This window comes from Paenibacillus polymyxa M1, assembly GCF_000237325.1.
In the GTDB taxonomy this organism is placed as follows: domain Bacteria; phylum Bacillota; class Bacilli; order Paenibacillales; family Paenibacillaceae; genus Paenibacillus; species Paenibacillus polymyxa_C.
Genome location: NC_017542.1, coordinates 2522206 through 2536431 on the forward strand (window position 1 = coordinate 2522206; position 14226 = coordinate 2536431).

Below are 14226 nucleotides of genomic sequence, written 5' to 3' on the forward strand. Positions count from 1 at the left end.
CGATTCGATCAGGATTCGCTTTATCATGTGCACTCCCACGATGGGAAGTGCGATGATTTCATAGCGCCATGCTGATGGCTTCCATGCGGAGTATAAAGATCTGCTCGCTATGCAATCACCGCACGGTTCAAATTATTAAATCAAACTCATACGTAAGGAGAGTACTTGAATATGAAGAATAGAGGCTTTTACTACCTATCCGCATTTTTAGCAGCGTTGTATCTCTGGAATCTACTCATTGCTTCGGTATGGGCAGCAGATAGTAAAACACCTAATTCAGTGAGAAAAGCAGTGGACGACATCATGAGTACACAATTGGAAAAATTGCATACTCCGGGCGCTGCGGTCGTTGTGACCCAGGAAGACCACATTCTTTTTAGTAAAGGTTATGGATATGCAAACCTGGAGCGGAAAGTGGCATTCGACCCAGCGAAGACTATTGTTCGTGTCGGCTCTCTAACCAAATCATTTAGCGCAAGCGCCGCAATGCAACTGGTCGAGCAAAACAAACTTGATTTGAATGAAGACGTAAACCGCTATCTCCACAGCTATAAAGCTTCGCAATACCAAAATCATCCTTTTAATCTACATCAGCTTCTGACACATACTGCGGGATTAGATGAAGCGATATACGACATCAACAGCTTGACTCGGGCAGGTGTTTTACCTACAGAGCAGTATCTCAGCACGTATTTTCAAAAGCAACCTCCTATCCGCAAACCTGGAATTCGGTATGAATACAGTAATGTTGCCTTTGGTCTGATTGGTAATATCGTGGAGCAAGTAAGCGGTCAGGGACTGAATGATTACCTTAGCACACATCTGTTCCAGCCGATGAATATGCCGAGTGCGACATTGGAATTGCCACTAAATAATCCGGCACTAGCGCAATCCTATCAGTGGAAGCGTGAAGCGTATCTAAAACAGCCTTTTTCGTATATCAATCTGCCGGGAGCAGGAGCGTTGAACGTCACACCCAATGAATTTTCCCATTATCTGATCACTCATTTGAATCAAGGCAAGTATAAGGGCAAAGCGGTGCTCCATCCACAAACGGTAAAAGCGATGCATGCACAGCAATTTGCAGCTGATGCTCGTCTTGATGGCATAGGTTACGGATTTTTCCGCGGTCAACTGGAGACGGGAGTGCACATGCTGTGGGCTACCGGGAAAATTGATGGTTTTATTTCCGAAATGGTACTAGTTCCCTCCCAAAAGATCGGTATTTTTGTAATCAGCAACTCAGCGGATACGGACACCCTGCTTCATGGAAAAGTCATCAATGCGATCGCCCAAATACTGCCCGCCGAGCCGCAGGCCGCTTCTCAGTCACCGGTTCGTTCTGTCAAGGAAATAAAGCTTTTACCAGAAATCGAGGGTGTATATCAGCTGAATTTGAATCCTATTCATGGGTGGGGAAAATGGCTTCGGATGCTGGGAAGTGTTAAATACACCGTTCGAATTCAAGATGATCATACGTTAATTGTTAAAGGGAAATTTCCGGATCAAAATGAAGCATCAGACAAAGTTTTTCAAGCAGCAGGTGATGGACTGTTTGTGGAGAAGGGAGGACAGCTTAAAATATTGCTGTATCAGGAAAACAGTACATGGATGATGATTGCCCCGGATAGTGAGACCATGAAGCAGACGACATTTATGCATCGTACCTGGACGCTGCTTGTCAGCTACGCCGCATCCTCTTTATTTTTCATCACAACCCTGCTGATATGGATGATAAGGTATGTGCTTAGAGCTATCCGTAAAACGAATAATCACATTTCATCCAACCTGGCATACATTGCGTTACTAAATACGATTTTTCTCGGGGTACAGGTCGTTTATGCTAACAATCAGATGGTCTATGGCTATTCCGCCTGGTATATCTGGGGAATTTGCACGCTGCCGCTTCTTTCAGCACTTCTTGCCGTGTGGGTATTGATTGTGAATGGCGCAAAGCTGATTACAGGGGAAAAAAGAACTCGGGCTGCCGGGAAAATTGTATTTGCGGTACTCACATTGCTGCATACAGCCTATCTTTATTATTGGAATTTCCTTCCCTTTCATTATTCCTAAAGATTTACAAAATAACGCATGTCCGCACATAAATGAATGCTAACATTTATATTTAGTGCCCCTCTGAGAGGGGCCTTAAACCAATTAACAGGAGGAATAGAATGGGAATTTTTCGTCGTTTTACATCCCGTAGCTTCAAATACGCAACAGCTATGGTTTTCACTTTATCGTTGTACGCTGGTGTTGTAGGCGGCATACAACCGGCACGTGCAGAAGGTCCGGCAGACCCTGCCCCTTTCATTGCAGCCAAAGTGGTCAATGAAAACGCTGGTAAAAAAGTATTGTTCGATAATACACATGGACAGACAGCCGGCGCAGCAGATTGGGTGATTGATGGTGGATTCTCAGATTTCGGACAAGCCCTTGCAAACAATGGCTACGATGTTCATGAACTTCGCCAATCTACACCTATTACTTATAATGATTTAAAGAATTATGATGTATTTGTGACAGCAGAGCCCAATATCCCTTTTAAACAAAGCGAACAGGCCGCAATGGAACAGTATGTTAAAGCAGGCAATAGCATTTTTTTCATTGGAGATCATTATAACGCCGACCGCAACAAGAATCGCTGGGACGGGTCGGAAAGTATCAATGGGTACCGTCGAGGTGCATGGGAAGACCCTGCGAAGGGAATGAGTGAGGAAGAAAAAAGCTCGACAGCGATGCAGGGCGTGGTTAACTCAGATTGGCTCGGCAGCCAGTTTGGTATACGCTTTCGCTACAATGCATTAGGCGATATCACGGCTAATCAGATTGTTGAGCCTGCCCAGGCGTTTGGCATTACAGCAGGAGTGAGTAATGTGGCGATGCACGCAGGATCTACATTGGCGATTATTGACCCGACCAAAGCCAAGGGGATCGTATATCTCCCTAAAACCAATCAGGCTTGGGGGAATGCAGTAGATCAGGGCGTTTATAACGGTGGCGGTATAGCGGAAGGACCTTATGCTGCTGTAGCAAAAGTAGGTCTAGGCAAAGCTGCCTTCATTGGGGATTCATCTCCTGTTGAAGATGCAACGCCAAAATATTTGCGTGAAGAGACAGGAACCAAGAAGACAACGTATGACGGATTTAAGGAGCAGGATGACGCCGTGCTACTGGTCAATATGGTAGACTGGTTGTCCAAGAAGGAGGAGTATACCAGCCTGTCGGATGTAAAGAACTTACATCTTGATCAGCCGACGGCATTGCTGTCTTTTGAAGATCCTCAGGCTTCCACGGAACCGCAAGCAGAGCCTTGGTCCGCTCCTGCAGCCGGCTACAAATGGTGGGATCAACGAACGTTCAAGGCCGGCTCCTATGGCGGATCTACAGCCAGCGCGCAGCCTGTGTACAGCATCGTTCGTCAGGAGCAGCTGCCGAATGCACAGCCTTTTCAAATTCGCATTGTTGCCGACCAACTGGCTCCCAATAGCACGATTAGCGGATTCAGCGCAGGTATTTATGTAGCGGGCGGCAACCAAGTAGCCCAGATTCAGAATCCGGATGGAAGCTGGCCGACCTCTTACGGTTATAGTGGAACATTTAGTCTGGAATCCGACAGCAAGGGGCATGCCTATAGAGACCTGACGGTGCGGATCAAGCCGGGTACCAGTGGTTCAGCCAATCTTAGGCTGAGACAAAACGGCAGCAACCTGCTGACCCAATCCGTCGTGTTGGCTGATGTCCCGGCTCAGCCTTTGCCTGAGGATGGCAACACGATTCCAGCTCGTATCAGTGTCGCAGAAGCACGGACTCTTTCGGCTGGCAAAGTTGTGACCTTGGAGGGTGTTGTGACGACAGAACCAGGGGCTTTTGGCGGTCAAGCCTTTTACATGCAGGATGAAAGTGGCGGCATTTATGTATATCAAAACCAAAGCGGATTTCACCCAGGTGATCGAGTAAAGATTACAGCAAGTTTGGCACTGTACAATAGTGAAGTGGAGTTGACCGATCCAGTGGCTATTGAAAAAACGGGAGAAGGACAACTTCCGCAAGCTGTGCAGGTCACCGAACTCAACGATGCAAACCAAGGACAGCTGGTTGAGCTTCCTACTGCCATTATTCGTAATGTGATAGATGCAACTCCTGTAGGTTCGTTTGAATTTGATGCAGTCGCGGGTGAGGTTAGCCATCATGTGCGAATTGATGCACGTACAGGCTTAACACGGACATCTTTTCCGTATCAAGAAGGACAGCAAGTGAAGCTGAAGGGAATTTCGGCGGTTTTTAAAGGGAATTATCAGTTAAAGCCGCGCGGGCTAGATGACTTTTCAGCTCAGACAGACGCAACTTTGCAGGAAGTGGAGCTTTCACTGGATCAAACAACATTTAACGTTGGCGATACAACAGTCACACATCTCAAGGGTATGCTGACAGATGGCAGCCAAGCTGATTTAAGTAATGCCTCTGTTCAGTATAGCAGCAGTCATGAATCCGTTGCACTGGATACGTATGGAGAACTTCGGGCCCTAAAAGAGGGGAGCGCCGAGATTACAGCCAGCGTCACCTTGGACGGTAAAACGGTCGTATCCAATCCTGTAACCGTTAGAGTCGAGAAAACCGCTGCAGGTGAGGTGCCGGGTAAACCGGTGCTGTCTCATGATAACGGTCAGGACACCGGACTGAAGGATGGAGACTACAACATCACCATGAATCTGTGGTGGGGCACGAATGGTGATGAACTCAAGTGGTATGAAAATGATAAGCTGATCGAAACCCAATCATTGCATGCAGCTTCCCCTGGGGCACAGCATGCAGTCATTTCCGTTACAGGCAAGAGCAATGGAACCTACACGTATACTGCCGAACTGATTAACGCTTCCGGTAAAACGGTCAGCGACCCGTTAACTGTCGAAGTGACCGATGCTTCTCCTGGCATTCCGGTGTTGTCTCATAATAATTGGGATGGTAACGGCGACTATACCCTGACAATGAACATGTGGTGGGGCACGAACGCTACCCAATACAACCTGTATGAAAATGGAAAGCTGATCGACACGCAGGATCTGTCGAGCCAAAGCCCGCAGGCTCAAAGTGCTGCGACCAATATCCAAAATCAAAAGCCGGGTACATATGAGTATCGGGCCGAGTTAGTCAATGCTGCCGGAGAGGTTTCCAGTCAAACCATAAGTGTAGAAGTAAAGGAACGTTAAATCGAAATGATGGGCTGTTAAAAAGAAGAGCATCTATTGACCTCGCGAGAGTCTGTAGATGTTTTTTTTTGCGGGAATTATCATTTTAGGATTGGGTTGGCGAAGCGGAAAGTCCCTCTATATCTGAGGAGCCATAGAAGATCATGGCAACTAGAATCACAATGATGATAACCTCTGCAAAATATTCTCCATCAAACTCACTCACTACAAATATCTCCTTTCGCCACCTCTTAAGTATTTATTTATTTATTTATTTTCTGTGAAAAGGCTTGTATTACCTGATCCAACGTCATATTACCGTTATCATTTAAAAATTTCACCATATTATCGACATTAGTAGGGGCAGATGCTAATGTTTTGTATTTTCCTGTGAGTCCTAAAAATAAAGTTGCTTGTCTGTATAAAGTCACGGAATCGACGTTTAGTTTTCCTGTTAGTAGGAGGGCTGCGACTAGGACCTCCACATTTTTTCCTTGAAGTGCTGAAAAGATAGCCGAATTACTGTTTAATCCATTTTTCTTTTGACCGTTAGGGGGGGATTTGGATTTGCGATTCCCGTTCCCGTTGCCATTCTTTCCTAAGGAAGCCATTGAATCTTCCTCCCGCCATACACTGCTCCTGCCTGGTTTTCATGAAATTTGGGACAAGGGCAGTGGCACTGCACGTGCTCATTAAAATACGTTATGATCATACGATATGCGAGCAAGAAAGCTTTGGTTACCATATGAATCACTGTGGCCGAAGGTAGCTGACTGCTAAATTCCTGAATTTCTTTTCGCATGTTGGTCCAATTTAGAGTAAACTACAATAAAGAAAGCTAAATGAGCATTTTGCATCAATTCCAGGAGCTTTATCCAATCAGCAATAGATGGACTCTAACGGTTTAGCTCGTATATATTGTACTTTCGAGTATTGAACTTGAATTATGCAAAGTGCTGAAATAGGAGTTGAAATAAGACCATGTCGAACGAAGAAGTATTGTTAACTAAAGAGGGATTAGCCAAGCTGGAGGAAGAGCTTAAGGAACTGAAGACGGTAAAACGCAAGGAGCTAGCCGAACGCCTCAAGTTGGCCATCAGCTATGGAGATCTGAAGGAAAATAGTGAATATCACTCAGCCAAGGACGATCAGGCGTTTATGGAAACACGGATCATGGTCTTAGAAAAAATGTTGACCAAAGCTCGGATAGTGGATGAAAGTAATCTTGACCTTAAAACGGTCAGTATCGGATCTACTGTTATTCTGAATGACATCGAATTTTCGGAGAAGGTGGAATACAAAGTTGTAAGTCCTGCTGAGGCAGATGTTCTGGACAACAAAATTTCCTATGAGAGCCCTTTAGGTAAGGCACTTTTGGGGAAAGAAGTGGGCAGTATCATTCATGTCGATGCACCCATGGCTGTAATCAAATATGAGCTGCTAGAAATTAAGCTCACTTAGTCCATTCCCGATTCCCTTTATAAGGGGGCCGGGATTTTTCATTCTTGCTATTTACATACCATCCCTGCGGAGTGCATTTGCACTCCACAAACTGGACAGGATTTTCATTACTTTGTATCGTATTAAGATTAATCTGTCATCAGGAAGCCGGCTTGCTCCAGTGCAGCACAGGCATCATTAATTTTATTTTCATCCGAGGCATGCAAGGTATGCAGGTGAATGCCTCCGGTCAGCTGGGACAAATAAGTGGCTTGGGTGGAGCTGATCTTACGTATAAAATCGTCCACTTCTTTGCGAGTTCCGACCCGTATTGGAGCAGTCAGGTCTCCATATACTGGATGTTCAACTATAACATCCTGCACACTGACACCGTAGTCCACAATCAGTTTTAATTCTTCTTCTGTTTGTTCAGGGCGGTGATTACACACAATAATACGAGAGGCTAAGGGAGCGACTTGAGCCGTAGGCTCCATATAAATGTATCCTTGACTCGTTGCAAGGATAGGCTCTTGGCTTGCTTTTAACAGGGAAATATCCTGTACAATTACTTGTCTGGAAACGGAGGACCTGCGTGCCAGTTCGCTCCCGGTCAGCGGTGATTCGCTTTTGAGCCACAATAGCAGCTGTTCGCGGCGATCCGTACCCGACCGTTTTGAAGATTCAGTCAACGGGATAAGCTCCTTTCTTGTCGATGCGTCAGGTCTGTCAAAATATCTACCAGTACATTCAATTCCTCGATGGTGGTTGTCCTGCCGAAAGAAATACGGATAAATTGTAAGGCTTCACGGCCGGATGCTCCAAGGGCTTGTATGGCAGGGGAAGGATCGTGATGTCCGGCGGCACATGCGCTTCCGGTAGATATACAGACACCGCTGCGATTACACTCCAGCATAACATATTGTCCCTCGTAACCGTGAAAAAAACATCCTACAATATGATGCAGCACCGCTTTTTTTTCGCTTTCCTCTACGACCCAACGTAATGGAATCGATCTTTCCTGAATTTTCGTAATAAAGTATTTTCGCAGGGTAGCATACCGCTCCTGATGCATCTCCATCTGTTCGGTCATCATTTCTGCCGCTGCGACAAAGGCTGCAATCCCTGGAACATTAATCGTTCCGGGACGAAATCCGTTTTCATGCAGTGTATCAGGATATACCGGACGCCATGGGGTTCCGGGTTTGAGATATGCAGCACCGACACCTTTGGGGCCATACACTTTATGGCTTGATATAGAGAGTGCATCCACTCCCATGGCTTCTACATCTATGTGAACATTCCCAAATGTTTGTACCGCATCACTATGCAGCATAATACCGCGTTCGTGGAGCAGGGGAGACAAGGCAGCAAGATCCTGAATCAGCCCTGTTTCCGAATTGGCGTGTTGTACCGATACAAGCCCGGTATTGTCTCTAAGATGGGGTACAAGAACTTCACGGGTTATTCGTCCTTCCCGATCCGGTTGTACAATGGTCAGCTCATAGCCTTGATGTTCTAGAAAAGTAGCAAGATTGTACATCGAGTGATGTTCCAAAGCGCTCATAATCCAATGCTTTTTGTGGGGCGGTAACCCGTTCAGGATCGATTGCACGACCAACATATTGGATTCTGTGCCCCCTGTTGTAAAATAGATGCCTTCCTTATGCCCGCCAATCATATTTGCCATTCGTTGCCTGCTGTAATCTAGTGTGTAGGCTGCTTGACCGCCTGCATCATGGAGACTGCTAGCATTTCCGAACATTTCCTTATTCATTACGCTATATATATGCAAAGCTTCGTCACACATGGGTGTGGAAGCGGCATAGTCCAGGTAAATCACAGCAAATCCTCCCCACTTAAAAATAATTCCATTCCAAAAACCCTTGAGATTATTGTAGGCATGTGTAAATATAAGTGTCAAGACACATGTAAATATGTTTGTACACATAGCGGTTATCTATTCGTGAGCGAGGGACAGTCAGCCGCAACGATATGGAGGGAATCTAATGTCTATGCTAGACGTTTTACAAGGAAATCGTGGACTTATGCCAGAGCATTATAAAACACAGACGGTTGCTGACATGGAGCAACGTGTAGCTGAGCTGAAACAAAAATGGGGCTCAAAGCTGCTCATTCCGGGCCATCACTATCAGAAAGACGAGGTTATCCAATTTGCTGATATCACAGGAGATTCGCTACAGCTCGCTCAAATGGCGGCACAAAATCAGGAAGCGGAGTTTATTGTGTTTTGTGGGGTTCATTTTATGGCGGAGACAGCGGATATGCTGACTACCGACCAGCAAACCGTCGTTCTGCCGGATATGCGCGCAGGCTGCTCGATGGCAGATATGGCGAACATGGAGCAGACGGAACGAGCGTGGAAGCATTTGCAGGAGTTGGTAGGTGATACGATCATTCCGTTAACGTATGTAAATTCCACAGCAGAGATCAAAGCCTTTGTAGGGCGGCATGGCGGGGCTACCGTGACTTCTTCGAATGCCAAGCAGGTGCTGGCCTGGGCGCTGAAACAAAAGGAACGTATTTTATTTTTGCCTGATCAGCATTTGGGACGTAATACAGCCCATGATCTTGGAATTCCGCTGGATGAAATGGCTGTATGGAATCCTATGACCGATCAGTTGGAGACTGAACGAAACCCGGAAACTGTGAAAATCATTTTATGGAAAGGGCACTGTTCAGTTCATGAAAAATTTACGGTAGATCACATTCGCAACGTCCGTGAACGTGATAAGAATATCCGGGTCATCGTTCATCCCGAATGCTCTCACGAGGTTGTACAGCTCGCAGATTGTGCTGGCTCCACCAAATTCATCATCGATACGATCCGTGCGGCAGAGCCAGGGACCCAATGGGCCGTTGGCACAGAGATGAATCTCGTGCAACGGATTAGACAGCAGTACCCTGAACAGCAGATTGAATCGCTCAATCCCGATATGTGTCCTTGTCTGACCATGAACCGGATCGATCTTCCGCATTTGCTGTGGGCAATGGAACAGATTGATCGGGGAGAGCCTGTGGGGGTCATTCGTGTGGATGCTCAGATCAGACAGGACGCTGTACAGGCACTGAATCGTATGCTTGCTATACGTTAAGTTTTTACCGTTACGTAGATCGTACTTTCTTGACTTTTAATATTTATTTTAAAGAAGCAGGGAGCTTGACGCCAAGGAGACGGTTTCCGCTTTGAATAAATATCATCCCGCCAGATTTGAGCGTTGGACCGAAGGAGCGTGAGCCTGTGTTGACAGTAAACACGGGCTTTAAGCTCGTCAAATCATAGCCATGAAATACGCCATCTGATTGTCCAACATAGACTCCTTTACCGAATACGTCAACTTGAACGGTCGGATTATCGCCGTCATAATGAATAAATTGACCTGAGGCCAGCTTCATGGCAGTCAGTCTGGATGTACTAAAATCTTGGTAGAACATGCGACCTTCATGAATAGACAATAAAGGAATGAGTTGATCATAGCCATTTTGCGCCCACTTACGAGCAGGTTTGCTGTCTGGCTTGTAGTTCCAGAAATCATAGGAGGCTAGTGTCTCTCCCTGAAAGACATAAAGATCCTTGCCGTACAAAAAAGCAGAACCATATACACCTCCAGATCGGTAGACACCGTCTTTATTTTCAGGCTCGGTCCAGCGATACTGACGATCTCCTTTGGATTTACCTGTCTTGAGGTCGTACTGTGCGATCGTAACTTTATGGTTTACCGGGTCATCATCAATCATAAACGTGTTGGCTACAGAGTATACGATTCCGTCTTTAACCGCCAGTGGAAAGGAAGTTCTGAAGCTGTCCCAAAGCTTTTTGCCGGTTTTAGCATCATATGCATTGATCTGTTCAAGGGTCAGGCTGCCCTGTACATCATAGTTGCGGATGAGGACGCCATCGGTTTCCATTAGTTTGTTCAGACCATGGTACAAGTCCTTTTCCTCACTAATTTTCCATTTGAGCTTGCCGCTAGCAGCGTCAACAGCAGCAGTTTGCTCTGACTGTGTGATGTATACTGTAGAGCCTATTCGATGAATATGATCTGCCTTTGTAAATCCTAATGAAGTGGTCCATACCTTCTTGCCTGATGCTGTAACCGCATAGATAGAGCCGCTTTGTGTCATTCCGTAGATGAGGCCGTTGCTATGAATCAAAATAGGGGTAAGTTGATCACCATATTGCCACAATTTCCGTCCTGAGCTGGCATCAAGGGCAACCAGTCTGTAGTTAGGATCAACTGCGAACACCTTACCTTTTACTGCTACTGCCACCGCTTGCTCCGAATACTGGTCTCTATTGATGGGGATAACGGGAAGAGACCAGGTAGGCTTGATCACAGGTGCTTGGATTACTGTGCTATACGCTCCGTTGCTCATAGACACAGCAGAATGCTCTGCACTTGCTTTTTCTGCGAATCCACCGCAGATCAGGGGCAGGCCTATACTGACTATTGCTAATCGTGTAAACAATGCATTATGTATCGTTTTTCTCATACGCGCTGGCTCCTTTATATAGTTAATAGGGGAGTAAGCCTTACAGAATATTACCTTTGATTAGACTGTAAATAAAGCCAAAAGTTTTTTGTTTGTGATCCGACTTCTATCTCTAATTAAAGATTAGTCGATTGTTCGGTTTCGTGCTATAATTGTAGCAACATACCGAAGGAGGTGAATCCCTTGTTTGAGCTTCAGGACCTACTCCCTTATTTGCTTACGATCGGCTTGCTGTGCACTGTGACTTATACGTATCTTGCTCATTTGCATGGCAGTGTAGCTGAATGCTGGGTCGAAGGCGGGCCCGTTCGCTCGCATGCTTCTCCGCTGATGCCGATATCTGCCCGCGGACAGGACATGCCTGTACGGCTAGCACGTCACATTCGGCGGAAAGAAGCGCCAGATGAAGATGCATCCGATTGCTCCCCCTTGTTGAGTGATGGCACAGTCAATCAACGAGGAGGAACATATGAAACAATTCAAGGGATTCACTTTCTGGGGTAAACAAGAACGGATATTGGGTTTAATCGTAGCGTTGGCGGTGGTCATGCTGCTGTCTGGTTGTGGTGCGAATGCTGCGGAGATTAATGCACAGACACCTGGTTTTTTTAATCATTACGTGGTATTCCCACTTTCTTGGCTCATTCAGCATTTGGCGCAATGGTTTGGTGGAAGCTTTGGGCTGGCGATCATGACTTTGACATTCATTGTCCGTCTGGCCTTACTGCCGCTAATGATGCGTCAAACGCGTGCCCAGCAGGGGATGAAGCGCAAGATGAGCGCTATGCAGCCCGACTTGGACCGAATTAAGAAGAAGTATGAGAATAAGAAAGACGCCAACAGTCAGCAAAGTATGCAGCAGGAAATGATGTCACTATACAAAGAGCATCAATTCAATCCACTCAATATCGGTTGTCTGCCTATTCTCATTCAGCTACCGATTTTAAGCGGGATGTATACTGCCATCCGACTCACGCCGGAGCTGGCGTCTCACTCCTTCTTATGGTTCCGGCTCGGACAGCCGGACTGGATTCTGGCAATTGTCGTTGCAGTTGTATACTTGGCACAGGCCAAGCTTTCTCAGCTACAGATGACGGCTGACCAGCACAAGCAATTTGCTATCATGGGTTATCTTTCACCGATTATGATGGCGGTCTTCTCCTTCAACGCTCCTGCGGCTATGCCTTTATATTGGACCGTAAGCGGCACCTTTTTGTTGCTTCAATCGTTGTGGTTCCGCAAACGCTATCCAATTGAGGAAGCAGAGAACAAGATTAAGCTTGGTGAAGTCACGCCAACCTAATAAGAAGATGCTATTTGTTTGACATAGAATTGCGTTTGCAGTGTCTCAGGTGTAATGACAGGATACTATTCGAGCCTATAAGGCTTAAATAGTGTCCTTTTTTTGTAGTTTTTTTCACTATTATTTCGCTTGCGGTTTTGTAATCATTATGAAATCCTTATATTATAAATATTCTTAAAAGTTAGGAGAGACTATATGGAAAATTCAACAACAACCACTGAATGGTATGAAAATAAAATAAGAGAAGACGGCTGTTTTTGCATGAGAAGCATGCAAAAAACACCGGGATATGTACAAAAGCTGAATTGGACAGAAAAAGAATTCACTCAAGGTTTGACTTACATACAATTAAGAAAAGACAATAAACCAGTAGGATTCATTGAGTATGCATTGGGTGAACAAGCATGGAGAGCTGTTCATGCGGATGGATATCTAGTAATTCATTGCATCTGGATCGCTGTAACTGGTTTGGGGCTAGGTTCACAGCTTATTCAACGCTGCATTCAAGATGCTATTACGTTGGGGAAGAAGGGAGTGGCAGTTGTTACCAACATAGATACCTCCTGGGCACCAGGTCCCGAGATTTTTCTGAAAAACGGATTTCGGCATGTGGAGGATGCTCCATATTCTTTTCAGTTGTATGTTTACAAGCTTAATCAAGAGCATTCAGACCCTTATTTTCCTGATAATTGGGTTTTACGTCTGGATCGTTTTAGTGAGGGCTTAACCATTTTACGAACTCATCAATGCCCTTATCTGGAAATAGCCACGCACAATGTGATTGAAGCAGCTGAGACTGTGGGGATACAACCTGAAATCATTGATATACGAGATCGTTCACAATTGATGGAACTGTCCCCGACACCGTATGGCGTATTTCATGTGATCTGTAATGGAGAATTGATTTCATATCACAGGATGACTCCTCGTTCTTTTGCCAAAAAGCTAACCATGCTTTATTCTAAAAGCTAATCTTTTCATGAAATGATACAAGAAAAGTGGGTAAAGTAAATACATAGACAATACGAATGCTACATTTTGCTTGATCAGGGGATGAAGATTATGGAGGACCTTTAAAAAATGAAGCAACTACCTACAAAGCTGCCAATTTCCGTGGCTCTGCTCACATGTATAGTATGTGCCCTCGGTTTTGGCTTAATTGCACTATGGGTCAGCGACCATCAAGTACGGCATTTTGACCACAAGATCATTACAGCTATTGGGCAACTGGAGTCGCCTGCCATGACACGTCTTATGAAATGTTTCACTATGATCGGCAGCGGGATTCCAGTAGTGATTATCATTTTAATTGCCATGTTCGTGCTATATAGCGTATTAGGACACCGACGAGAATTGTTTTTTTTAGCGGTTGCTGTGCTGGGATCGGTGCTGCTGAATATGGTGTTAAAAATGCTATTTCAGCGTTCGAGACCTGAAATTAACCGTATTATTGAAGCGAATGGATACAGCTTTCCCAGCGGACATTCTATGACTGCCTTTAGTATGTATGCGGCGCTAACGTTTTTATTGTGGAAGCACGTTCCTTCCAGAAGAGGTCGTATCCTTCTTGTTGTGCTCAGTAGCCTGCTAATCCTAGCAATCGGGACAAGCCGTATTTATTTGGGCGTACATTATCCGAGTGATGTTGTGGGTGGCTATTTCATGAGTGGCTGCTGGATGGCGGCTTGCATTTGGTTCTACCAACGTTATGAAGAACGAATACTATCCCTTCGTACCAAATCGACTGCATAATGAGTGGCATAGATGAAGAGGTTAAAAAAG

The 14226-nt window shown here is 45.5% G+C and carries 12 protein-coding genes; 8 read left to right on the top strand and 4 right to left on the bottom strand.

Features of this window, described 5'->3' with window-relative positions; all coding sequences use genetic code 11:
* Positions 1 to 171: 171 nt before the first annotated feature.
* Both PPM_RS11390 and PPM_RS11395 read left to right on the top strand, forming a co-directional pair.
* The gene (locus PPM_RS11390) at positions 172 to 2073 is read left to right on the top strand and encodes a serine hydrolase domain-containing protein (RefSeq protein WP_013371000.1); all 1902 of its coding nucleotides are present in this window, start codon (positions 172 to 174) and stop codon (positions 2071 to 2073) included.
* A 101-nt stretch (positions 2074 to 2174) separates the two neighbouring features.
* Positions 2175 to 5210 carry a nucleic acid-binding ob-fold tRNA/helicase-type gene (locus PPM_RS11395; protein WP_013371001.1) on the top strand — a complete coding sequence of 1012 codons (3036 nt, stop codon included), beginning with the start codon at positions 2175 to 2177 and terminating at the stop codon, positions 5208 to 5210.
* Positions 5211 to 5452: 242 nt separating this feature from the next.
* Here PPM_RS11395 and PPM_RS11400 read toward each other — a convergent pair whose 3' ends face one another.
* Entirely contained in the window at positions 5453 to 5800 is a 348-nt protein-coding gene (locus PPM_RS11400; protein WP_013371003.1) for a hypothetical protein, read from the bottom strand.
* Between the two features lie 370 nt (positions 5801 to 6170).
* Between PPM_RS11400 and greA the strand changes: the two genes are divergently transcribed.
* Positions 6171 to 6650, top strand: a complete 480-nt coding sequence (gene greA / locus PPM_RS11405; RefSeq protein ID WP_013371005.1) for a transcription elongation factor GreA — start codon at positions 6171 to 6173, stop codon at positions 6648 to 6650.
* 128 nt (positions 6651 to 6778) lie between these two features.
* Here greA and PPM_RS11410 read toward each other — a convergent pair whose 3' ends face one another.
* Both PPM_RS11410 and PPM_RS11415 read right to left on the bottom strand, forming a co-directional pair.
* Positions 6779 to 7318 (bottom strand): transcription repressor NadR, encoded by a 540-nt coding sequence (locus PPM_RS11410; protein WP_013371006.1) that lies wholly within the window; start codon positions 7316 to 7318, stop codon positions 6779 to 6781.
* On the bottom strand, positions 7315 to 8469 hold the full coding sequence (locus tag PPM_RS11415) for an IscS subfamily cysteine desulfurase (protein WP_013371007.1): 1155 nt from the start codon (positions 8467 to 8469) through the stop codon (positions 7315 to 7317). Before PPM_RS11415 ends, PPM_RS11410 begins: the two co-directional genes overlap by 4 nt.
* Positions 8470 to 8635: 166 nt before the next feature.
* Between PPM_RS11415 and nadA the strand changes: the two genes are divergently transcribed.
* Positions 8636 to 9742, top strand: a complete 1107-nt coding sequence (gene nadA, locus PPM_RS11420; protein WP_013371008.1) for a quinolinate synthase NadA — start codon at positions 8636 to 8638, stop codon at positions 9740 to 9742.
* Positions 9743 to 9785: 43 nt separating this feature from the next.
* Here nadA and PPM_RS11425 read toward each other — a convergent pair whose 3' ends face one another.
* Positions 9786 to 11141, bottom strand: a complete 1356-nt coding sequence (locus tag PPM_RS11425; RefSeq protein WP_013371009.1) for a PQQ-binding-like beta-propeller repeat protein — start codon at positions 11139 to 11141, stop codon at positions 9786 to 9788.
* A 174-nt stretch (positions 11142 to 11315) separates the two neighbouring features.
* On the opposite strand from PPM_RS11425, the gene PPM_RS11430 reads away from it, so the two are divergent.
* From PPM_RS11430 to PPM_RS11445, 4 genes are all read left to right on the top strand, one after another.
* Complete coding sequence (locus tag PPM_RS11430; RefSeq protein ID WP_228392906.1) at positions 11316 to 11645, top strand: hypothetical protein; 330 nt, start codon at positions 11316 to 11318, stop codon at positions 11643 to 11645.
* Positions 11611 to 12444, top strand: a complete 834-nt coding sequence (gene yidC / locus PPM_RS11435; protein ID WP_013371011.1) for a membrane protein insertase YidC — start codon at positions 11611 to 11613, stop codon at positions 12442 to 12444. Before PPM_RS11430 ends, yidC begins: the two co-directional genes overlap by 35 nt.
* A gap of 195 nt (positions 12445 to 12639) precedes the next feature.
* On the top strand, positions 12640 to 13416 hold the full coding sequence (locus tag PPM_RS11440) for a GNAT family N-acetyltransferase (RefSeq protein ID WP_013371012.1): 777 nt from the start codon (positions 12640 to 12642) through the stop codon (positions 13414 to 13416).
* A 108-nt stretch (positions 13417 to 13524) separates the two neighbouring features.
* Positions 13525 to 14196 (top strand): phosphatase PAP2 family protein, encoded by a 672-nt coding sequence (locus PPM_RS11445; protein ID WP_013371013.1) that lies wholly within the window; start codon positions 13525 to 13527, stop codon positions 14194 to 14196.
* Positions 14197 to 14226: the final 30 nt, after the last annotated feature.

Coding starts and splice junctions, on each gene's coding strand:
- PPM_RS11390 (WP_013371000.1), top strand. CDS start 172: ATGAAGAATAGAGGCTTTTACTACCTATCCGCATTTTTAGCAGCGTTG.
- PPM_RS11395 (WP_013371001.1), top strand. CDS start 2,175: ATGGGAATTTTTCGTCGTTTTACATCCCGTAGCTTCAAATACGCAACA.
- PPM_RS11400 (WP_013371003.1), bottom strand. CDS start 5,800: ATGGCTTCCTTAGGAAAGAATGGCAACGGGAACGGGAATCGCAAATCC.
- greA (WP_013371005.1), top strand. CDS start 6,171: ATGTCGAACGAAGAAGTATTGTTAACTAAAGAGGGATTAGCCAAGCTG.
- nadA (WP_013371008.1), top strand. CDS start 8,636: ATGTCTATGCTAGACGTTTTACAAGGAAATCGTGGACTTATGCCAGAG.
- PPM_RS11425 (WP_013371009.1), bottom strand. CDS start 11,141: ATGAGAAAAACGATACATAATGCATTGTTTACACGATTAGCAATAGTC.
- yidC (WP_013371011.1), top strand. CDS start 11,611: ATGAAACAATTCAAGGGATTCACTTTCTGGGGTAAACAAGAACGGATA.
- PPM_RS11440 (WP_013371012.1), top strand. CDS start 12,640: ATGGAAAATTCAACAACAACCACTGAATGGTATGAAAATAAAATAAGA.
- PPM_RS11445 (WP_013371013.1), top strand. CDS start 13,525: ATGAAGCAACTACCTACAAAGCTGCCAATTTCCGTGGCTCTGCTCACA.